This window comes from Nibrella viscosa (assembly GCF_039541875.1).
GTDB lineage: Bacteria > Bacteroidota > Bacteroidia > Cytophagales > Spirosomataceae > Nibrella > Nibrella viscosa.
Genome location: NZ_BAABHB010000005.1, coordinates 352,627 through 374,457 on the forward strand (window position 1 = coordinate 352,627; position 21,831 = coordinate 374,457).

The 21,831-nt window shown below is 53.8% G+C and carries 19 protein-coding genes; 11 read left to right on the plus strand and 8 right to left on the minus strand.

Annotation, left to right across the window (positions count from 1 at the left end):
• Window positions 1-41 precede the first annotated feature (41 nt).
• Together ABD931_RS15330 and ABD931_RS15335 are read left to right on the plus strand one after the other, a co-directional pair.
• The gene (locus ABD931_RS15330; protein ID WP_345268609.1) at window positions 42-1,607 is read left to right on the plus strand and encodes a M81 family metallopeptidase; all 1,566 of its coding nucleotides are present in this window, start codon (window positions 42-44) and stop codon (window positions 1,605-1,607) included.
• A gap of 130 nt (window positions 1,608-1,737) precedes the next feature.
• A complete protein-coding gene (locus ABD931_RS15335) occupies window positions 1,738-3,636 on the plus strand; it encodes an AAA domain-containing protein (RefSeq protein ID WP_345268611.1) in 1,899 nt (632 codons plus the stop codon).
• A gap of 26 nt (window positions 3,637-3,662) precedes the next feature.
• On the opposite strand, the gene ABD931_RS15340 is transcribed toward ABD931_RS15335, so the two are convergent.
• Window positions 3,663-4,502, minus strand: a complete 840-nt coding sequence (locus ABD931_RS15340; protein WP_345268613.1) for a ceramidase domain-containing protein — start codon at window positions 4,500-4,502, stop codon at window positions 3,663-3,665.
• A 193-nt stretch (window positions 4,503-4,695) separates the two neighbouring features.
• Between ABD931_RS15340 and ABD931_RS15345 the strand changes: the two genes are divergently transcribed.
• From ABD931_RS15345 to ABD931_RS15360, 4 genes are all read left to right on the plus strand, one after another.
• Window positions 4,696-5,001, plus strand: a complete 306-nt coding sequence (locus tag ABD931_RS15345; RefSeq protein WP_345268615.1) for a hypothetical protein — start codon at window positions 4,696-4,698, stop codon at window positions 4,999-5,001.
• 98 nt (window positions 5,002-5,099) lie between these two features.
• Window positions 5,100-6,179: an efflux RND transporter periplasmic adaptor subunit gene (locus ABD931_RS15350; RefSeq protein WP_345268617.1), complete on the plus strand. Its 1,080-nt coding sequence runs from the start codon at window positions 5,100-5,102 to the stop codon at window positions 6,177-6,179.
• Window positions 6,180-6,196: 17 nt separating this feature from the next.
• On the plus strand, window positions 6,197-9,418 hold the full coding sequence (locus ABD931_RS15355; RefSeq protein WP_345268619.1) for an efflux RND transporter permease subunit: 3,222 nt from the start codon (window positions 6,197-6,199) through the stop codon (window positions 9,416-9,418).
• Entirely contained in the window at window positions 9,408-10,856 is a 1,449-nt protein-coding gene (locus ABD931_RS15360; RefSeq protein ID WP_345268622.1) for a TolC family protein, read from the plus strand. The genes ABD931_RS15355 and ABD931_RS15360 overlap by 11 nt, the downstream gene beginning before the upstream one ends.
• Window positions 10,857-10,858: 2 nt before the next feature.
• Here the strand turns inward: ABD931_RS15360 and ABD931_RS15365 are convergent, their stop codons facing one another.
• Entirely contained in the window at window positions 10,859-11,977 is a 1,119-nt protein-coding gene (locus tag ABD931_RS15365) for an MBL fold metallo-hydrolase (RefSeq protein ID WP_345268624.1), read from the minus strand.
• Window positions 11,978-12,100: 123 nt separating this feature from the next.
• On the opposite strand from ABD931_RS15365, the gene ABD931_RS15370 reads away from it, so the two are divergent.
• From ABD931_RS15370 to ABD931_RS15385, 4 genes are all read left to right on the plus strand, one after another.
• On the plus strand, window positions 12,101-12,679 hold the full coding sequence (locus tag ABD931_RS15370) for a Crp/Fnr family transcriptional regulator (RefSeq protein ID WP_345268625.1): 579 nt from the start codon (window positions 12,101-12,103) through the stop codon (window positions 12,677-12,679).
• 79 nt (window positions 12,680-12,758) lie between these two features.
• Window positions 12,759-13,361 (plus strand): DinB family protein, encoded by a 603-nt coding sequence (locus ABD931_RS15375; protein WP_345268627.1) that lies wholly within the window; start codon window positions 12,759-12,761, stop codon window positions 13,359-13,361.
• A gap of 88 nt (window positions 13,362-13,449) precedes the next feature.
• Window positions 13,450-13,932 (plus strand): GAF domain-containing protein, encoded by a 483-nt coding sequence (locus tag ABD931_RS15380; RefSeq protein ID WP_345268629.1) that lies wholly within the window; start codon window positions 13,450-13,452, stop codon window positions 13,930-13,932.
• A gap of 138 nt (window positions 13,933-14,070) precedes the next feature.
• Window positions 14,071-14,910, plus strand: a complete 840-nt coding sequence (locus tag ABD931_RS15385) for a DUF1206 domain-containing protein (RefSeq protein WP_345268631.1) — start codon at window positions 14,071-14,073, stop codon at window positions 14,908-14,910.
• An 82-nt stretch (window positions 14,911-14,992) separates the two neighbouring features.
• Here ABD931_RS15385 and recG read toward each other — a convergent pair whose 3' ends face one another.
• The 6 genes from recG to ABD931_RS15415 all read right to left on the minus strand — a co-directional run bounded on the left by recG (window position 14,993) and on the right by ABD931_RS15415 (window position 20,911).
• Window positions 14,993-17,101: an ATP-dependent DNA helicase RecG gene (recG, locus tag ABD931_RS15390; protein WP_345268633.1), complete on the minus strand. Its 2,109-nt coding sequence runs from the start codon at window positions 17,099-17,101 to the stop codon at window positions 14,993-14,995.
• Window positions 17,102-17,182: 81 nt separating this feature from the next.
• Window positions 17,183-18,595: a DUF5723 family protein gene (locus ABD931_RS15395; RefSeq protein WP_345268635.1), complete on the minus strand. Its 1,413-nt coding sequence runs from the start codon at window positions 18,593-18,595 to the stop codon at window positions 17,183-17,185.
• Window positions 18,596-18,804: 209 nt separating this feature from the next.
• A complete protein-coding gene (locus ABD931_RS15400) occupies window positions 18,805-19,407 on the minus strand; it encodes a NifU family protein (RefSeq protein WP_345268637.1) in 603 nt (200 codons plus the stop codon).
• Between the two features lie 201 nt (window positions 19,408-19,608).
• Entirely contained in the window at window positions 19,609-19,908 is a 300-nt protein-coding gene (rpmA, locus tag ABD931_RS15405) for a 50S ribosomal protein L27 (RefSeq protein ID WP_345268639.1), read from the minus strand.
• A gap of 85 nt (window positions 19,909-19,993) precedes the next feature.
• Entirely contained in the window at window positions 19,994-20,305 is a 312-nt protein-coding gene (gene rplU, locus ABD931_RS15410) for a 50S ribosomal protein L21 (RefSeq protein WP_345240266.1), read from the minus strand.
• Window positions 20,306-20,455: 150 nt separating this feature from the next.
• A complete protein-coding gene (locus ABD931_RS15415) occupies window positions 20,456-20,911 on the minus strand; it encodes a PaaI family thioesterase (RefSeq protein WP_345268641.1) in 456 nt (151 codons plus the stop codon).
• Window positions 20,912-21,043: 132 nt separating this feature from the next.
• Between ABD931_RS15415 and ABD931_RS15420 the strand changes: the two genes are divergently transcribed.
• Complete coding sequence (locus tag ABD931_RS15420; protein ID WP_345268643.1) at window positions 21,044-21,811, plus strand: phosphosulfolactate synthase; 768 nt, start codon at window positions 21,044-21,046, stop codon at window positions 21,809-21,811.
• Window positions 21,812-21,831 lie beyond the last annotated feature (20 nt).

Here is a 21,831-nt window from a genome sequence, read left to right on the forward strand (position 1 = left end):
CAGCCGGTTGGCTGTCTTGGGAGAATGCATTATTTTACGCCATGAAACAGTTTTTCCTCTGCCTTACCGCCAGCTTATGCCTCATTGGCGGTGCCTGGTCGCAGCCCACAAATTCTGCCTTACCGCGTATTGCTATTGCCGGGTTGGGTATTGAATCGAGCACGTTTTCGCCCGCCGTTACGCTGGAGCCGGCTTTTCACGCCCGCTACAGTGGCGAGGTCTTCAACGCGTATCCGTTCATGATGGGTACGGCCCCGCTCCGGAAGCAGGCCCGCTGGGTGCCGACGGTCGTGGGCAAATCCCTGCCGGGTGGTATTGTAAGCCGGCAGGCGTACGAATCGCTGGTGGGTAAGATGCTGGATTCGCTTAAAAAATACGCCCCTTATGATGGCTTGTATTTCGATATTCACGGGGCGATGAGTGTGCAGGGACTCGATGACCCTGAAGGCGATCTGCTGGCACGAATCCGGCAGGTGATCGGCTACAAAACCCTCGTGTCGACCTCGATGGATTTGCACGGGAATGTCTCGGAACGGCTGGCGCAGAACACCGACCTGATGACCTGTTACCGCATGGCACCCCACGAAGACGCCATGCAAACCAAAGAACGGGCCGTGGTCAACCTGCTCAACCGGCTTAAAAGCGGCAAAGGCAAACCCGCCTACAAGGCCTTGATTACCGTGCCCATTTTGCTACCGGGCGAAAAAACCAGCACCCGGATTGAGCCGGGCAAAAGCCTTTACCAGCAGGTTACCCCGCTGGCCGATCAGCAGCCGGGCGTTGTGGATGCCGGCATCTGGATCGGGTACGCCTGGGCCGACGAGCCACGTAACCACGCGGCCGTGATGGTGGTAGGCGACGATCGAAGCAAGGTGACGCAGACCGCCGAAAAACTGGCCCGCGACTTCTGGAACGCCCGCCACCAGTTCGATTTTGTGGCCCCCACCGGTACGCTGAACGAGGTATTAACCAAAGCCATTGCCAGCCCCAAACGGCCGTTCTACATCAGCGATACGGGCGATAACCCTACGGCTGGAGGTGCCGGCGACGTAACCTGGACGATTACGGAAATCCTCAAACGCCCCGAATTTAAAAAACCGGACGGTCCAACGCTGATTTATGCGTCCCTGCCCGACCCGGCGTTTGTCGGCAAAGCGATGGTGGCCGGCATTGGGGGCCACGTAGACGGAACCGCCGGGGGGCTGGTCGATCACCGGTTTGCCCCGCCCGTTCGGCTCAGCGGTACCATAACGGCCATTCATGAAGGCGACAAAGACGCGGAAGCAGAAGTGGTGGTGAAGGTAGGCAGCGCCCACGTTATTGTAACCCGGAAACGCAAACCCTACCACGAAGAAAAAGATTTTACCCGCCTGGGCCTCAACCCCCGCACCGCCGACATTGTTGTGGTGAAGATCGGCTATCTCCAGCCCGAACTCTACGAAATGCAAAAAGACTGGATCATGGCCCTGACGCCCGGCGGTGTCGATCAGGATTTGTTCCGCCTGCCCTACAAGCGGATTCAGCGCCCCATGTTCCCCTTCGACAAAGACATGAAAACGCCGGACTTATCGGCCAAACTGATACCCGTTTCCGGCACGGTGAAGTAGTGGAATCTGGACGTTAGACATTGGACGTTAGACGTTAGACGCTGGACATTAGCTATTAGCCGTCTAACATCTAATGTCTAACGTCCAACGTCTGACTAACGTCCAACGTCTAACATCATCCACACCTCACATGGATTACTTTAGAAACCTGCTTCAGTTACTGAAGCGCGAACGGGAAGAAGACCGGATTCAATACCAGAAACTGACCGAAACCACCTCGATTACCGAGCGCCGGGCCAACGGCCTCACCTGGTACCCCATTGCCATCCGTGGTTCTGAACTGGGCCGGGGCGATTATCTGACTGTGGAGGTGGAACGCACCACGCATCAGGATACTCCCCACCAATTCCGGTTTGGTGTTCCGGCCGTACTGTTCAGCAACCATGACCCCAAAAACGACCGGGTCGAAGGCACCATCTCGCACCAGAGTGGCGACCGGCTCAAACTCAGCCTGCGGGTCGATGAGTTACCCGACTGGTCGCGGGATGGCAAGCTGGGCGTTGAGCTGCTGTTCGACGACAACAGCTACGACGAGATGGAGCAGGCTCTTAAAACGGCGGATGCCCTGAGCCAAAAAGCGAATCACCGGCTCATCAAAATCCTGACGGGCGAACAATCTCCCACCTTTCACTCCGAGCAGCCTGAGTTGTTCATGCCGCAGCTCAACCCCAGTCAGGTAGCCGCCGTGCAGATGATTATGTCGGCCAACGAGCTGGCGATTGTGCACGGGCCGCCGGGCACGGGTAAAACCACCACGCTGGTGCAGGCCATTAAAGCCCTCATCCGGCAAAATAACCAGAAACTGCTGGTGGTCGCGCCCAGCAACACAGCCGTCGACCTGCTGAGCGAAAAACTCCACGAGCAGGGTCTGAATGTGCTCCGGATCGGGAACCCGGCCCGGGTGTCGGAACGGCTCACGGCGCTCACGCTGGATTATAAAGTGAGCCAGCATCCGCACATGAAGGAAGCCAGAAAGCTGAAAAAGCAGGCCAATGAGTTCCGGACGATGGCGCATAAATACAAACGCAATTTCGGTAAAGCCGAACGCGACCAGCGCAAAGCCTTATTTGATGAAGCCCACCGCCTGTTGAAAGACGTGGCTGCTTCGGAGCAGTACGTCACCGACGACCTGATCGCTAAAGCGCAGGTGATTACCGCTACGCTGGTGGGTGCCAATCACTATACCGTTCGGGGTCTGACCTATCATACCGTCGTTATCGACGAAGCCGGGCAGGCCCTCGAACCCGCCTGCTGGATTCCGATTCTGAAAGCGCAGAAAGTGGTACTGGCCGGCGATCACTGCCAACTGCCGCCAACCATCAAATCGACCGAAGCAGCCCGGCAGGGCCTGAACACGACCCTGCTGGAAAAAGGCGTAGCCCTGCACCCCCAAGCGGTTTCGCTCCTCAATGAGCAGTATCGAATGCACGAGCACATCATGGGCTATTCATCGCAGGTGTTTTACCAGAACAACCTGAAGGCGCATACGTCGGTGGCCCGCCATGCTTTGTTCGAAGGGGATCCCTCGCTGGTGTTTGTGGATACGGCCGGTTGCGGCTTCGAGGAAAAGCCTGACGGCACCAGCTCTACCAACCCCGAAGAAGCAGCCCTGCTGGTCAGGCATCTGACCCAACTGGTAGCCGGCCTCAGCCAGTACTATGCCCCGCCGGACTTTCCGACCATTGCCGTTATCTCACCCTACAAACAGCAGATTGCCATCCTGAAAGACCAGATACAGCACACCCCGGAGCTACAGCCGTATCGAGCTAGCCTTTCGGTAAACACCATCGACAGCTTTCAGGGGCAGGAGCGCGATATTGTGTACATCTCCCTGGTGCGCAGCAACACCGAAGGCGAGATCGGTTTTCTGGCAGACATCCGGCGCATGAACGTAGCCATGACGCGGGCCCGCAAAAAACTGGTTATTGTTGGCGATAGCGCTACGCTGGCCGGTCTCCCGTTCTATGCCGACTTCGTTACCTATGCCGAAGCGCTGAACACCTACTATAGCGCCTGGGAATGGCTATGAGGGTAACCCCGTTGGGCAAACGGCTATTAACCGAGTTGGGGGGGCCGGCGTTTTGTAAACCGGAAGAACCAATAACTGCAAAAACTGCTCAGGGCGGTCAGCAGGTGCCAGAGTGCATGGCCCTGAAAGAACGAGTACGGATCGCAGCCCACCTTTTGTACATCCAGCGTACGGATGTAAATGGCCAGGACAACCAGCGTCAGGCTGAGCAGCACCAGCCCGATGGAGCGCTGCGCCCTGAACTGCACAAAGTGCATCACCATTCCGGCGTTCAGCAGCAGAATCAGGGCGGGCACCAGCCGGGAGCTGGGTACCAGGAGTGCAAGCGGCAAAAACAAGCCGATAACGGCCACCAAGGCAGCCACCCACAGCCTTTGCTGAAGCCGGCTCAACCGAATGCGGTAGACCAGGTGATACAGCGTAATGCCCAGCAGCGTAATCAGGATGCTATAGGTGGCGTTCATGTCGACGCGCTGACCGACATACGTAAGCGACGCATGAAAAAACGCGCTGCCGATACTCAGGTACACAAAGCAACTGCCCATCAGCACGGAAAGCAGCGGAAAGTCTGCCAGGCGGTTGGCCTGGCGATTGACCCGGTTTCGGTAATCATGCCTGGCAATGAGCAGGATGAGTATGCCGAAAAAGAAGTAGGCTAAATTGGAATACGTATTGATGGGTTGGTGAAAGAAGCGCTGCGGGTGATTAAACTCGCAATACTCCACCGTCAGGGCCGATTTGCTGATGGTCATGACCGACCAGACCGTTCCCGGTAGGCTGGCATCCAGCCCAATCCAAAGCATAAGCATCAGCAGCGTGGCTAAAGCCGCCTGCAGGAGTAGTTTAACCAAAATAGGGGTAGGCATTCAAAGATCTACTGGTAAACGCACCAAACGTTGTTCAATAAAGACAAATAATATGATTTTTCTAACCGGCAGGCCTGTTTTAATTAAGCAGTTTAAGCACAGACTGGTACCTTTCTAATGTTTTCTAATTTCCCTCTCACACCGTTCTAATGTCCTGAGGCTTGCTTTGTGTCACTAAATGAAGACACAAGGTATGCAACATCGGAATTTCTCCGCCCGTCGGTCCGAATCGATTTTGCTCTACGGCTTTGGACTAACACTGACCCTCTCTCTGATGTTCAACGGCTTTTTGCTGTACGAACAAAGCCGGCAGCCCAGCCTTAATGACTACGAATCAGGTAATTCAATCTATATAGTAGACCGGGCGGCTTACCAGCAGCAGCTCTCGGAATGCATAAAAGCCAACGAAGAGAAAGACAGCCTGATACGCCAGCTGGAGCAGGCACCGAACGCCCCGCCGGGTAAAGCAGTCGCCGTTCAGCACGGCGGTTCACCCTGATTATCAACGCACCAAACCATCTCCAGATTGCCAAAACCGCCTAACGCATGGCCATTTACAATATATCCAATTCAACTCGTCCGAAAACGAACATTCCCATGAAGCAAATTCTCATCGTCATCAGCTTGTGCGCCATGTGGGGCTGCACAAGCTATGCCAATAAAGAAGAAACGAAGGAAGAAGAAACCGAATTTCTGGTGACCAGTCCGCTGCAAAAAGACACGACCGTTACCAAAGATTACGTAGCGCAGATTCACTCCATCCAGCACATCGAACTCAGGGCGCTGGAGAAAGGCTACCTGCAAAAGATTTATGTAGACGAAGGGCAGTACGTCCAGAAAGGACAACTCATGTTCCAGATTATGCCCATGATGTACCAGGCCGAACGCCAGAAAGCGGAGGCTGAAGTCAATTTTGTGGGTATTGAGTTCCAGAACACCAAAAAACTGGCCGACAGCAATATCGTATCCAGAAATGAACTCGCGCTGGCCAAGGCTAAACTGGACAAGGCCAAAGCCGAATTAGCCCTGGCGCAGACCCATCTGCAGTTCACCCAGATCAGAGCGCCTTTCTCCGGCATCATGGACCATTTCCAGGTTCGGTTGGGTAGTTTGCTCGATGAGGGCGATTTGCTGACGACACTGTCGGACAACAGCAAAATGTGGGTGTACTACAACGTACCGGAAGCCGAATACCTGGATTATAAAGCCACGGCAAACAACAGCCCCATTAAAGTAAATCTGCTCATGGCCAATAATAAGCTGTTCCCCTACCCCGGTCTCGTAGAAACTATTGAAGCAGACTTTAACAACGAAACCGGTAATATCGCTTTCCGGGCCACCTTCCCCAACCCCAAAGGGCTGTTACGGCACGGCGAAACCGGTAATATCCAGATGACGGTGCCGCTGAGCAATGCGCTGATTATTCCGCAGAAAGCCACCTTTGAGGTCCTGGAAAAGAAGTATGTCTACGTGGTAGACAAAGACAATACGATTCGGTCCCGGGAAATCACTATAGCCGCCGAATTGCCGCACATTTTTGTGGTCAAATCCGGTCTGAAAAAAGACGATAAGATCCTGCTGGAAGGCTTACGTCAGGTACGGGAAAATCAGAAAATCCACTACAGGTTCCAGCAGCCTGACGCTGTTATCTCTCACCTGGATCTATATGCCGAATAGGCCAAAAAGCAGAACCCATGTTTAGTAAATTCATACGCAGACCGGTATTCGCGATTGTCATATCCATTATGATCATCTTCGTCGGAGTACTGGCCATCAAGAAGTTACCTATTTCTCAATTCCCGGATATTGCCCCCACCACCGTCAATATCTTTATTGCCTATCCCGGGTCCAGTGCCGATGTGCTGGTTAAATCCACACTGATTACCCTGGAACAGGCCATCAACGGGGTACAGGACATGCGGTATATCGCAACCGATGCTACCAGTGCGGGTGAGGCTACCCTCCGGATCATTTTTGAACCGGGTACTGACCCCAACGATGCCGTGATCCGGGTAAAAACCCGGGTAGACCAGGTGATGCCGCTCCTGCCCGAACTGGTGCAGCGGGAAGGGGTTATTATTACGCCGATCCAGCCCAGTATGCTGATGTACGTCAACCTCTATTCCAAGAATAAGAGCATCGACGAAAAATTCCTGTTCAACTACGCTACGGTGAAGATGATCCCCGAGATCCAGCGGACCCGCGGGATTGCCAGGGCTCAGATATTGGGTAGCCGCCGGTATGCCATGCGCGTCTGGCTGAATCCTGAGCGTATGAGGGCCTATAACATCTCCACGGAAGAAGTGATGAAGGCCATTGGCGAACAAAGCATTATTGGGCGGCCGGGCCGGCTTGGTCAAAGCTCCGGTATTGCGGCTCAGTCGCTGGAGTATGTGCTTACGTACAAAGGCCGGTACAATAAGCCGGAAGAGTACGAAGGCATTATTATCCGGGCAAATTCAGAAGGGGAAAGTATCCATTTACGGGATATTGCCAAGGTGGAGCTAGGCAGTGAGTTTTTCGATATCTACTCGAACCTGGATGGCCAGGCGTCGGCGGCTATTGTTCTGCGGCAAAACTATGGCAGTAATGCCAGTGACGTCATTGACGAGGTTAAAGAGAAGCTGGAGGTTATGAAAGCGTCCTTCCCGCCGGGTATGGACTATAAAATCAGCTACGACGTATCGCAGTTTCTGGATGCCTCCATCGAGCAGGTAATCGATACGTTGCGCGACGCGTTTATTCTGGTGGCCCTGGTTGTATTCATCTTCCTTGGCGACTGGCGATCGACCCTAATTCCGATTCTGGCGGTTCCAGTATCGTTGGTCGGGGCCTTCTTTGTGATACAGGCATTTGGCCTGTCCATCAACCTGATTACCCTCTTCGCACTGGTACTAGCCATCGGTATTGTGGTCGACGACGCGATTGTGGTGGTGGAAGCGGTACACGCCAAGATGGAAGAAGAGCCGCATCTTTCTCCCTACGGAGCAGTAAAAAAGGTGCTGGGTGAGATTAGTGGGGCTATTATTGCCATTACGCTGGTGATGGTATCGGTGTTCCTGCCCATTTCGTTCATGTCGGGGCCGGTCGGTACATTCTATCGCCAATTCTCGATCACGATGGCCAGCTCTATTGTGATCTCAGCCCTGATCGCCCTGACGCTTACCCCGGTTCTGTGCGCCATGTTGCTGAAAAATCATCTGGGCGGCACTCCGCACGGCCACGCTAAGAAGAAAAACCTGTTTACTAGGGCGCTTGATAGTTTCAACAGCGCTTTTGAAAAAATGACCGGTCGTTACGTAGGCTTGTTGAAACTCATCGTCAACCGCCGGGTGGTAACGTTCCTCGTCCTGGGCGCTTTCTGTGCCGGCATCGCCTACGAGAATGAAATTCTGCCGGCCGGCTTTATTCCGAACGAAGATCAGAGTACCATTTACGGGATCATCCAGACTCCTCCGGGTTCTACGCTGGAAAAAACCAATGAAGTGTCCCGACGACTACAGAAAATCTGCGAAGAGGTTCCCGGAATCGAATCGGTATCCTCACTGGCTGGTTACGAGATCATGACGGAAGGGCGGGGCTCCAATGCGGGTACCTGTCTGATCAACCTCAAACCCTGGTCGGAGCGGGAAAAGAACGTGAAGGAAATCATGGAAGAACTGGAAGAGAAATCGAGAGGGCTCGGAGCGACGGTCGAGTTCTTCGAACCACCGGCCATTCCTGGATTTGGTACCTCGGGCGGTTTTTCGATGCGTTTGCTGGATAAAAACACCGAAACGGATTATCATGAATTTGATAATATTCAGAAGGAGTTCATGGATAATCTGGCCAAACGGAAAGAGCTGACCGCCTTATTCTCCTTCTTTGCCGCCAATTATCCACAGTATGAGCTGGAGATTGATAATAACCTGGCTATGCAGAAGGGCGTATCGATCGGAAAAGCGATGGATAACCTCAACATCATGATTGGTAGTACATACGAACAGGGCTTTATTAAGTTCAACCAGTTCTTTAAAGTGTACGTACAGTCTGATCCGAGTTTCAGACGACTGCCCTCCGATCTGTTGAACCTGTTTGTCAAAAACGATGCGGGTGAAATGGTGTCGTACTCGGCATTCATGAAGCTCAAAAAAGGCCAGGGCCCGAACGAGATTACCCGGTTCAACCTGTACAATTCGGCTGCTATTCAGGGCCAGCCGGCTAAGGGGTATACCACGGCCGAAGCGATTCAGGCCATTCGGGAAGTGGCCGCCAAGACGTTGCCTAAAGGCTATGACATTGCCTTCGAAGGGCTTTCGTATGACGAGTCGATCCGGGGTAACGAGAGCTTGTATGTTTTCCTAATCGTGGTTGCCTTCGTGTACCTGGTGCTGGCCGCCCAATACGAAAGCTTTATCATTCCGCTGGCGGTATTAACGTCGTTGCCGGTCGGGATATTTGGTTCGTTTTTCCTGCTGAAAGCTATGGGGCTGGAAAACAACATCTACGCCCAGATCGGTCTGATCATGCTGGTTGGTCTGTTGGGGAAAAACGCCGTACTGATCGTTGAGTTTGCCGTCCAGAAACGCCAGCAGGGCGAAACCATTCTGAACGCGGCTATTGAAGGAGCCAAAGTGCGTTTCCGGCCGATCCTGATGACCTCCTTCGCCTTTGTGGCCGGTCTGATTCCGTTGATTCTGGCCAGGGGCGCTGGTGCTATCGGGAACCGTACCATTGGGGCTTCTGCCATGGGGGGTATGTTGTTCGGAACCATTTTCGGGGTCATCATCATCCCTGGCTTGTATTACATATTTGGCAACCTGGCCGATGGCCGGAAGATGATCAAAGGCGAAGAAGATGAGCCGCTGAGCGAAAACTTCGTCCACCAGGTAGACGCTTTTCCTGTAACCGAAGAAAGTACGAACCATGTCCAATAAATTCATCTACAAGCGCCTGGGCCGCGTCGGCGTACCGGTAGTCGGCCTGTGCCTCGCGCTTGCTGCCTGCAAAACCCCGGCTATAATTTCCAGAACCGAGAACCGGACGGTCCCGGCGCAGTTTAGCAGCGCGTCGGACTCTACCAACACGGGGAAAGTCAGTTGGCGGGCCTTCTTTACCGATCCTAATCTGGTAGCCCTGATTGATACGGCCCTGCGCAACAACCAGGAGCTGAATATTACGCAGCAGGAACTCCAGATTGCCCAAAATGAGATCAGAGCCCGGCAAGGGGAATACCAGCCCTTTGTGGGCCTGCGGGGCGGGGCCGGTGTCGACAAGGTGGGCCGCTACACGCTGCCGGGTGCCACGGTAGAAGCTACCGAAATCAAGCCGGGCAAAAGCACGCCCGATCCGCTGCCCAACCTGTACGGGGGCGCGTATGCCACCTGGGAGATCGATATCTGGCATAAGCTGCGCAACGCCAAAAAAGCGGCCGTACACCGGTACCTGGCCAGCGTAGAAGGGCGAAACTTTACGATTACCAACCTGATTGCCGAAATCGCCAACTCGTATTATGAATTGCTGGCGATGGATAATGAGCTGGAAATTGTGAGGCAGAATATCGAGATCCAGAACAACGCCCTGAAGATAGTCCGGATACAAAAAGAAGCGACCCGCGTAACTGAACTGGCCGTGCGCCGGTTTGAAGCGCAGGTGCTGAATACCCAGAACCTCCAGTACGGCATTCAGCAGCGCATTATCGAAACCGAGAACCGGATCAACTTCCTGGTAGGTCGCTACCCGCAGCCCGTTGCCCGGAATTCACAGGATTTCAACAACCTGGTACCCGCTACCATGTATGTCGGCCTGCCCTCGCAGCTGCTGGCCAACCGTCCGGACATCCGGCAGGCCGAACAGGATCTGGCAGCCGCCAAGCTGGATGTTCAGGTGGCCAAAGCCCGGTTCTATCCATCGCTGGGCATTTCGGCTAACCTCGGCTATATGGCTTTTAATCCGGCTTATTTGCTAAAAACGCCCGAATCGCTGATTTTTTCGCTGGCGGGCGATCTGGCCGGGCCGCTGATCAACAAAAACGCGATCATCGCCACTTACAACAGCGCCAACGCCCGGCAGATCCAGGCCGTTTTCAACTATGAGCGGACCATCCTGAACGCGTATATCGAGGTGGCTAATCAGTTGGCCAAGATCGGTAACCTGGAAAAGAGTTACGATGTGAAGTCGAGGGAAGTGCAGGCGCTTACGCAGTCGATCGGGATTTCAAACAGCCTGTTCAACTCGGCCAGGGCCGACTATATGGAAGTCCTGCTGACCCAGCGCGATGCGCAGGAATCCCGGTTTGACCTGGTAGAAACCAAAATGCAGCAACTGAATGCCGTGGTAAATATCTACCGGGCATTGGGTGGCGGCTGGAATTAATCTTACCGATACTCCTCCCACCAGCGCCCTTGAGGCAGAGGCTGGTTAAGCACCACCATTTCACCAATGCGGGGAGTAGTCAGGGTCAGGCCGAGTGCCTGACCCTTTTTTGTTACGCGCCGGATGGGGTCGCGCCAGGCGTGCAGCGCCAGATTAAACTTGCCCCAGTGGATGGGCATCATCACGTTCGCTTTTACATCCACGGCGGCCTGGGCGGTTTCTTCCGGCATCATATGGATATTGGCCCAGTCTTCGTTATAGGCACCGCACTCCAGCAGCGCCAGGTCAAACGGGCCATACTTCTCCCCAATCTGTCCGAAACCGTGGTAGTAGCCTGAATCAGCCCCGTAGTACACTCGTTTTTCTTTGCCTTTCAGTACCCACGAGGCCCAGAGGGTTGTGTTGCGGTTGGTAAGCGCCCGCCCCGAAAAGTGCCGGGCGGGGGTGCAAATCAGGGTGATATTTTCGTCGAAGGTGATGGCATTCCACCAGTCCAGTTCGGTAATGGTCTTATGTGGAATACCCCACTTGATAAGGTGAGCGCCTACGCCCAGCGGGACATAAAACCGGCTTACCTTATCTTTCAGTTGGAGCATGGTCTGGTAATCGAGGTGGTCATAATGGTCGTGCGACAGGATTACAGCATCAATCGGCGGCAGCTCGTCAACCCGGATGTGGTGGTCGTAGTCGAAGCGCTTTGGCCCGATAAACGAGAACATCGACGCCCGCTCGCCAACCAGTACCGGATCGGTCAGGAAGGTCTTGCCGTGCATCCGGATCAACAGCGACGAGTGGCCAAACCAGCAGACGGCTACCTCCTCCGGCCTCAGGCTCGCAAACCGTTTCGCGTCGAAGGGCACGGTTTTCAGCGTTTCGGCAGGTTCGGTGTCCTCACCTCCGCGCAGGAAGCGCCACATCACGCTCAGCATCTTGCTACCGGGTATATCCATGGTGGTCTCTACCAGGTTCTGGAACTTACCGTTACGGTAGTTGGGCGAGGCTTCGATGCGGCTCAGCCGGTCGTCGGCGGGGTTGCTGCCCACCTGGGGCGCCAGTTGGATAAAGGAATAGCCTACCAGAACCAGGAGGAGAATAGCGGAGATCAGGACGAGAACGGTCATTTTTACGATGCGTTTCACAGGAACAGGAGCAGAATAAGACGTTTACACGGTTTGTCAGCCGGTTAAAGGTACAAGTTAACGCTGAATCATTAGTTTTAAACCCTGAATTACACGAACGGCAGCTTGGAAACAGACGCCTTACAACAACTGGTTTTTAAAACGATACCGCTGGCAGCGCCCGAATGGCAGGCCTTTGCCGCCTGCTGGCATCCGGTCGAGTTTAAGCGAAAGACCGTCATGACCGCAGCCGGAGAGATTGAGCGGTACCTGTACTTTGTGCTGGACGGCGTGCAGCGGGCCTACTACCTGGGCGAAGGCAACAAAGAAGTAACGCTGATTTTCTCCTATACCGGCTCCTTTTCCGGGATTGCCAACTCGTTTCAGCTCCAGCAACCCTCCCGCTATTGCCTTGAAACTTTGACGGCCAGTCGGTTCCTCCGGATGACGTATACTGATTTTGCCCGCCTGATTGATACTTATCCCGCTATTTGCCGATGGGCCCACTTAGCCACGGCCCAGGCCATGTCGGGACTGATGGACCGGTACATTGAGATTGCTACCTACTCCGCCGAAGAGAAGTTTCGGGTGTTACTAACCCGCAGCCCGCACGTGCTGCAACTGATTCCCCACAAGTACCTTGCCTCCTATCTGGGCCTTGACCCCACCACGTTCAGCAAACTGATGGCGTCGGTGAAATTATGAGGAGTGCAGAAAATCTTGGTCTGCACCAAGATTTTTGCGGAACGGCTCCGGTACTTTTGTCTTAAAAATCACTCAGGCTATGAAATACGTTGACAGCCAACGCTTGCTTCACGAACTGAAACACGAAGTAGACGAGCTTATCCAAACGGTAGAGGCCGAATTTGCCCCTTTAACCAACGATCAGCTGCTACAGGCACCCGCAGCCGGACACTGGAGCATTGCCCAGTGCTTTGAACACCTGAACACCTACGGGTACTACTACCTGCCCCTGATGGAGCAGGCCATCCGGCAGGGAGAAACCCGGCAGTTAACCGCAACCCGTACCTTCCGGAGCAGTTGGCTGGGCGATTATTTTACCAGGGCCATGCTCCCCAAGCCCGACGGCTCTATCGGCTACAAAGCCAAAGCGTTTAAGAACCACCGGCCGGAGCCCCAACTAGATGCCCAGGCTGTGCTGGCCGAATTTCTCCGGCAGCAACATCATCTGATCCAATTACTACAGCAGGCCCAGGCGGTCGACATGGGCCGGTTGAAAATACCCATTTCCATTGCCCGCTGGATAAAACTGTCGCTAGGCGATACCTTCCGGTTTTTCGTCGCCCATGAGATCCGTCATGTGTTACAGGCGCAGAAAGCCCGGCAAGCCATTGCGGCCAACGCGCCCTGGCTGGTTGAACGGTAAATCGGCCATAAGGTATGATCTTGCTCAGTTTTTCTTGACGGAATCGCCGGGTTCGGCGTTATTTGCCCTGAACCTGACGACGACAACAATGCCGATAAATACCACCCCTATTTTTACGCTGGTAGACAGCCAAACCAAAACCGTTGACTGGAATCAGCTCTTAACTGAGATCCTGACCGCATTCGACTGTACTACCGGCACCATTCATACCCTCGACCCCAATACCAATCTGCTTCATCTGAAGGCTTATCAGGGTATCCCTGAGTTTCTGCTGACTAAGATGGCCGTTATCCCGGTTGGTAAAGGCATGGCCGGTGTAGCCGCCGAACGCCGGCAACCGGTGCAGATCTGCAACCTGCAAACCGACGAATCCGGCGTAGCCCGCCCCTCAGCCCGCGACACGAAAGTAGAGGGCTCTATGACTGCCCCGCTGATGCTGGACGGAGAGCTGTACGGCACACTCGGCATTGCCAAATCTATACCCTATGATTTTACGGACGAAGAGACCGATGCACTGATGCAGATTGGCGAAGCCATCAGCCGGAAACTGGTGGTTCAACCAAACGCCTGAGCAGCTTTCACATTCACTACAGGCTGACTGTCAGATCAAACCTCCAGAATAGAACGACTAAACATTCATCGCCTTAAATCTATTTTGTTGTTTAATAGGTCCTCTACTCAACGACAACAGATAATAACGATTTAGACGATGGCTTTTTCAGCAATTTCCTCCACTATCTCATCCTCGCGTCCCGAGTGGGTACAGCGTTTCGCCCGCTTTGGCCTCGCTGCCAAAGGTATTGTCTACTGTCTGGTGGGAATCCTGGCCTTCATGGCTGCTTTTGAACTCGGCGGTAATTCGGAGCAGAACCTGAATAAGCAGGATATATTCCGGTTTATACTACAGCAGCCATTCGGGCAGGTTCTGCTGGCGCTGGTAGCGATTGGCCTGGTTTGTTACGCCCTTTGGCGGCTGACGCAGGCGATTATGGATACTGAACAAAAAGGGACTGATGCCAAAGGCATCGCCCGCCGGATCGGTTATGCCTTCAGCGGCCTGGTTTATGGATCATTGGCTTTCTACGCGGCTAAGATGGTCCTGGGCAGCTCTTCCGGTTCAGGAGGGGGTAACAGCCGGCAAACCCTGGCCCGTAAACTTCTCGAACAGCCGTTTGGTCAATGGCTGGCGGGGGCTGTCGCGCTGGGCATAATCGGTGTGGGTATATACCAGATCTACCGGGCTTATTCGGAAAAGTATCTGAAAAAAATTCAGTCGTCACGGCTGCCATCCGATAAGCAACATCTGCTCATTCAGACTGGCAAAATAGGCTATACTGCGCGTGGTATTGTCTGGGGTATTATTGGTTTTCTGTTTATGAAAGCGGCCATCAACGCCAATGCTCAGGAAGCGGGTGGCAGCAGCAGTGCCTTTGTTTTTCTGGAAAACTCCAGCTATGGCTCGTTTCTGTTAGGGGCAGTAGCCATTGGGTTGCTTTGCTATGGTATCTTTATGTTTGTGCGGGCCAAGGCGGAAGTTATTAATACATAGTCGTAAGTAAATACCCTGGATCTGCCGTCCGGGTGCGGCTGCGTAGTTCGGCTTGCGCCGGCCGGATGGCAAATCCGGGGTACTAGCTGATCCGGCTCCAGTTGGTTTCTTCTTTGCGCAGAGCATCCAGGTGATTCCTGATAGGCGCGTGCTGCGGTAGCACCAGGTGCGGGTCGTCGTCCAGAATTTTCTGGGCCGACTCGCGGGCAACCGTCAGAATGGCCCCATCCTTGGCCAGGTCGGCAATCATCAGGTCCATGACGCCACTTTGCTGGGTGCCGGTCAGGTCGCCGGGGCCACGGAGCTGGAGGTCTACGTCGGCAATCTCGAAGCCGTTGTTGGTCTTCACCATGGTTTCGATGCGGGTGCGCGTATCTTTGCTAAGCTTGTAGCCGGTCATCAGCACGCAGTACGACTGGTCGGCCCCCCGGCCTACGCGACCCCGCAACTGATGCAACTGGGCCAGACCAAACCGCTCGGCGCTTTCGATGACCATTACGCTGGCATTAGGTACATTTACCCCTACCTCGATAACCGTAGTGGCAACCATGATGTGCGTTTCCCGTTTCTGAAAGCGCTTCATCTCGTCGTCTTTCTCGTAGGGCAGCATCCGGCCGTGCAGAATGCCCACCTCATACTTCGGCCGGGGAAACGCCCGCTGAATGCTCTCAAAACCGTCCATCAGGTCTTTGTAATCCAGCTTCTCCGACTCTTCAATCAGTGGGTACACCACATAGACCTGCCGGCCCAGCTCAATCTGCTGGCGCATAAAACCAAACACTTCCGACCGGTGCTTATCAAACTTATGTACTGTTTTAATGGGTTTCCGGCCGGCCGGCAGTTCGTCAATAATGGAAATATCCAGGTTGCCGTAGAGCGTCATGGCCAGCGTGCGCGGAATGGGCGTAGCCGTCATGACCAGGATGTGCGGGGGTGTCTCTTCGTTCTTCGCCCACATTTTAGCCCGCTGCGCCACCCCAAAGCGGTGCTGCTCATCGATGATGCACAAGCCAAGGTTCTGGAACTGCACGGTATCTTCCAGCAGCGCGTGCGTACCTACAATGATCTGCATCTTACCCGTCTGCAACTCCTCGTGCAGCACCCGCCGACGCTTGGTGGTGGTGGAACCCGTCAGAATACCGATGTTCAGGCCCAGGACGTCAGCAAACAGTTTTAGCCCCTCGTAATGCTGGTCGGCCAGGATTTCGGTGGGGGCCATCATACAGGCCTGGGCACCGTTCGACAGCGCCATGAGCATGGCGATGAAAGCCACAATGGTTTTACCGCTACCGACATCGCCCTGCAGCAGCCGGTTCATCTGTTTGCCACTGACAAAATCGGCATGAATTTCCTTTAGCACCCGCTTCTGCGCGTTGGTGAGGTCGAAGGGCAAATGGTCTTTGTAGAACGCCGTTACCAGTCCGGTATTCCGGAATACCTGCCCCGGATTTTCGTTTTTCTGGAGCAGTTTATTCTTGATGAGCCGGAGCTGATTATAAAACAACTCTTCGAACTTCAGCCGCCGTTGTGCCTGCACCAGCCAGGCCTGATTCTGGGGCAGGTGGATATTCCACAGGGCATCGCGCTTCGACACCAGCCGGAACTGCTGCACGAGTGAGTCGGGCAGGGTTTCGCGGATGTGCGGATACGCGCCCTCCAGCAAGTTCCGCATAATGGTGCCGATGGCCTTGCTGTCGAGGTGGCGCTTGCGAAGTTTTTCGGTGAGGCTGTAAACGGGATAAAAGCCCCGCGGAATCTCCGTATCCGGGCTGATATTGTCCATTTCGGGATGTACAATGCTGAACTGCCCGCCAAAGGGCTGTGGTTTGCCGTAAGCAATGTATTCGCCGTTCCGGCGCAGGTTCTTTTCCAGCCAGGTCAGCCCCTGAAACCACACCAGGTTCATAGTGCCGGTGCCGTCGGTAAACGTACCGACCATGCGTTTTTTGGGTCCTTCTCCTTCAAAATACCAGTCGCGCAGACGGCCGCGTACCTGCGCAGCCGGCAGACTTTCGTCCAGTTCGCTGATGGTATGGAAGCGGGTACGGTCGTCGTACCGGAACGGATAGTACTGGATCAGGTCGCCGTAGGTGAAGATATTGAGTTCTTTGTTCAATAGCTCCGCCCGTTGCGGCCCAACGCCTTTCAGAAATTCAATGCGGGTGTCAAAAAAGGTGGTTCGTTCGGTCATACGTGCCTGGTCATGCGCCCGAAACTAGTCCTGTGTTTACTGCTAACCCCCAAATCTACATAATTTAGAGAAATTTGCGTACTACAAGGTTTTTCGGTTCAGGCCAAAAGCGACGCCACCGTACACATCAACACCACGAGGGGCAAAGCCGTTTTGGCCGCTACCAATCAGCCCCACTATATTGTCTGACCCCAGCCAGAATGGTCCCAGCCTACCAGCCAACCCAACCAGTAATCCACGATTCAGGTAGGAAACCGGAATCGATAATTCAATAAGCCGGGTCGTAAAGCGAGGGGTCACGGCGATCAGCGTAGGCTGGTGCATCGATATGGCCTTCAGCCCCCGCATATCCTGAAACCACATAACACTTACTGCCAGACCAGAAGGAGCCTGCCATTCGGCCGCCAGGTTCAGGGCCGTGGGTAAGCCCGACCGAAAATTTCGTCGGCCGGTTGCTGGTTCTACACCCAGTTTCTGCCGGAGCACGCCCGCAATATCTTCACTACCACTGACCTGGTCAAAATCAGACGGGTAGAACCGGACATTTTGCCGCTGCACATCATAGGCCTCCCCCTCATAGCGAATGCTGCCTACATCCATGAGTGAACCGCTTAGCCGAAGCAACGGCGCGTCTTCATCCACCTGGGCTATATACGAAACCCCAAGGTCGAAACCCCAGCCGCTGCCCGGAGCATCGGTGTTGATTAATGTACGGGGTGAGAGGGTACGGCCTTGCAAGTACGTAGTGTAACCCAGATCGGCATCGACGCGGTTTACCTGAAGGTATCCTTCATCACGGGCTGTCTGGTCAAACGCAATCTGATAATCGAGCCCCCGGTTAATCAGGTATCCGGAGGTATAGCCAAACAGCCGTTTCACTGTAACACCGCCCAATAGCTTCTGCCCATTGCCATCCAGTAAGGTGTACGCAAAAGTGAGCGCCACCTCGGAATACGTGTTGGTATTAATGCTGAATTGGTTATCCCGGCTGGGTATACTGAAGAAAGCAGAGTCGCGGAGGCTGGCCCGGATCGCCGACAACAACCGCTCCGAGGCACCCGACACCTGCGCGGCCGCCCGCAACCGCGACGAAAACCCGACGGCTCCCCTCGGGCCGGTCTTGAACTGCAGGGCCGGACCCCGTACTTCGCCCCAAAGTGTACCATTTTTGGGCTTTCCATTCAGAATTTCACGGGTATAATCCATCTGAAACTGGAGCGATCCATCCGGTCTACGAAACCGGTTGGGAACGTTCCGGGCCAGCAAGGTCAGCAGCGAGTACGGCGCACTGTAGCCCACATAGTTATTGTCGACGTGGACATTAGCCGTAAACAAATTAACATCGTAGGCGAGCGGAGAATCGGCTGCCAGGGCCGGATTGAGGTAGGTGCGGTGGGTTCCACCATACGGACTGGTGGTAATGCCCAGCAGATTTTGCGCCTGTCCGGCCACCGACAGCAGCCCGACCGACACAACCAACAGGATATGCTTCATGCAAGGATGTGGTTGAAAACAGCGTGAATTTGCTAATTAAACGCTATTTTACCACCTGCGTTGGCAGAAGCGAAGATATTTTAGTTAATGGCAGGTTGCAGTGGCAGAATAGGATAAGCAACCTACAAAAGCAAAAGGCCCCTCTCAAAGGGGCCTCGCTGCTAAATTTTGTAGTCTGCCTGCTGCAACCTGCCTGCGGCCCACTAACCTTAAACGCCTTCGGCTTCTACCTGCTTCACCTCGGGAACCAGGCGGGTCAGCAGGTTTTCGATGCCGGCTTTCAGCGTGAGTGTGGAGGACGGGCAGCCGCTGCATGAACCCTGCAGGAGCACTTTAACGGTGCCGGAATTTTCGTCGAAGGAATAGAAGTTGATGGCTCCACCGTCTGATTCTACCGCCGGTCGCACGTACTGGTCGAGCACCGCTTTAATCTTTTGAACCGTCTCGGAGTCAGCGTCTACTTTGGTGGAGTTAGTCTCCATGGTGCGCTGGGTAAAAACCGGCTTCTGCTCTTCAAAATACTGCTTGATGTAGAGTTTCAGTTCAAACAGCACATCGTTCCAGTCGGTCGCGTCGTCTTTGGTAACCGTAATGAAGTTGCTGGAGATGAACACCCGGCGGACAAATTCGAAACCGAAGAGGGCTACCGCCAGCGGAGAGTTTTTGCCTTCCAGCAGGGCATCGCCCGGCTCGGCATAATCGAAAGACAAGCCTTCAGGTACCAGCGGGAAGTTCAGCACAAACTTCATGGAGTTCGGGTTCGGACTCGACTCCGTGTACAACATGACGGGGGGACGCAGTAGTGAGTTCATATAATCTGCTTAGTTAAATCGTCTGAGTAGCTCCTTTGTATCGCTTAGAGGAGTATGCTGGTTTAACAGACTGCAAAAACTTTTAGTTTACGGCAAACAAAAAACCTGTTCCCGCAGGTGCCGGAACAGGTTTTTACTTGCTTACGCTTTACGGTCAGACCAAAACCCACATTTAGTAAACCGCAACGTTTTTGTTTCTGCTTACTCAGCCGCTACGGGAGCGGGAGCTTCAGCCGTGGTGGTCGTTTCGAACGGTACGATGCTCACGTAAGAGCGGTTATCACGACCTTTCCGGAACTGAACCGTACCGTCGACCAACGCAAACAGCGTATGGTCTCTGCCCAGGCCTACATGCTGGCCGGGGTGATGCTTTGTGCCACGCTGGCGAATAATGATATTGCCGGCGATTGCTTTCTGGCCACCGAACAGCTTCACGCCTAACCGTTTGCTGATCGAGTCACGGCCGTTTTTGGAACTACCTACACCTTTCTTATGTGCCATTTTCTGTAAAAGAGTTTATGGTTTCAAGTTTCAAGTTTCAGGTTGTCTTTGACAACTTGAAACATTGAAACGCTAAACTTGAAACTTAAAGGGTGATGTCTTCGATAAGCACCTTAGTCAGGTACTGACGGTGACCATTTTTCTTTTTGTAGCCTTTTCTACGCTTCTTTTTAAAGACGATTACTTTTTCGCCTTTCAGGTGTTCGACGATCTTGGCTGAGATCGACGCACCTTCAACGAGCGGAGCCCCTACGGTTATGCTTCCGTCGTTATCAACAAGGAGTACCTTGTCGAACACAAGTGCAGCGTCCGCGTCGCCTTCCAACCGGTGGGTGTAGACGGTACGGCCCTTCTCTACTTTAAATTGCTGACCTGCGATCTCTACGATTGCGTACATGATTTTAGACCTATAATTTGGAAATGAGGGGCAAAAATACGGAATCTTTAACCGATAGTCAATAGGCTGTTAGTCAATAATTAGGCGTCGATAGTAAATAGTCGTCATTCGTTGGTAAATACTGGCGGAGCGACTATCGGCTACATATCCTTATAACGGCAGCTTCACCGAGGTCTGAATTAGGTTGGTGGAACATTTGGCGATGATTTTACCGTCGGCGGCCTCAATCACACCTGTCACGTGAATGATGTTCCTGCCGGCTCGTATAATCTCGGCGGTAGCGGTAATGACCTCGCCAAGTCGGGCGCTATGCAGAAAATCCAGGGTCAGGTTAACGGAAGTGTAGCCGTATTCGCGGCCGAGGGCAAAAACCAGCGAGCCGGCAATATCATCCAGAATGGCGGCTGCGGCTCCGCCGTGGAGTACCCCCAGCGGATTGGTCATATCTTCATGAATGGTGTATTCGACCACCAACATACGCAAATCGACTGCCCTGATGGTTCCGTTCAGCCACCGGCCCAGGGGTGATGGACTTTGGCTCATGTTCTGCCCGATCTGCGAACGGAAAAACTCCAGCCGGGGGTTTGTGGGTGTAGTCTCGTTCATACGCTCGTAAAAATAGCATTTAACTAAGTCGCTGCTGGTTCAGATGCTATATTTTGTGGACTTTCCTGTGAGGTTTTATCGACTTGTGTTAGCTTTGGGGGATTTTTGGAATAGCTTACTCATGACAAGCGAATGAATTACACGCTTACTCAGATACCCGACCGTACTGTAAAACCTCGTCAGAATGGCCTTACTATGGCGATGGATAAAGGCTTGAGCCTCCGTCAGGTTGAGGATTTTCTGTCTACTTCTGCCGATTACGTTGACTTAGTAAAGCTGGGCTGGGCCACTTCTTTTGTTACCCCGAACCTGAAAGAAAAACTGGCTATTTATAAGGCAGCCGGCGTTCCGGTGTATTTTGGCGGCACCCTGTTTGAAGCCTTTGTTGTCCGGGATCAGTTTGACGACTACCGGCGGCTGATCGATACCTACGATTTGGCCTACGCCGAAGTCTCGGACGGGTCGATCGAGATGCAGCAGGATACCAAATGCGAATACATCCGCCAACTGGCGCAGCAGGTAACGGTTCTTTCTGAAGTGGGTTCTAAAGACGAGGCCAAAATCATTCCGCCCTATAAGTGGATTCAGTTGATGAGGGCCGAACTGGAAGCCGGAGCCTGGAAAGTAATCGGCGAAGCCCGCGAGGGTGGCACCGTCGGCCTGTTCCGCGCCAGTGGCGAAGTGCGGCAGGGGCTGGTCGAAGAAATTCTGACTCAGATACCCTCGGAAAGCATTATCTGGGAAGCTCCGCAGAAAGAACAGCAGGTCTGGTTTGTGAAGCTGCTGGGTGCCAATGTGAACCTCGGCAACATTGCTCCCCACGAAATCATTCCCCTCGAAACCATCCGGCTCGGCCTGCGTGGCGATACTTTTACTCACTTTTTAAACGGAAAACATTAAGGTCGTTTGAGGTTTAACGT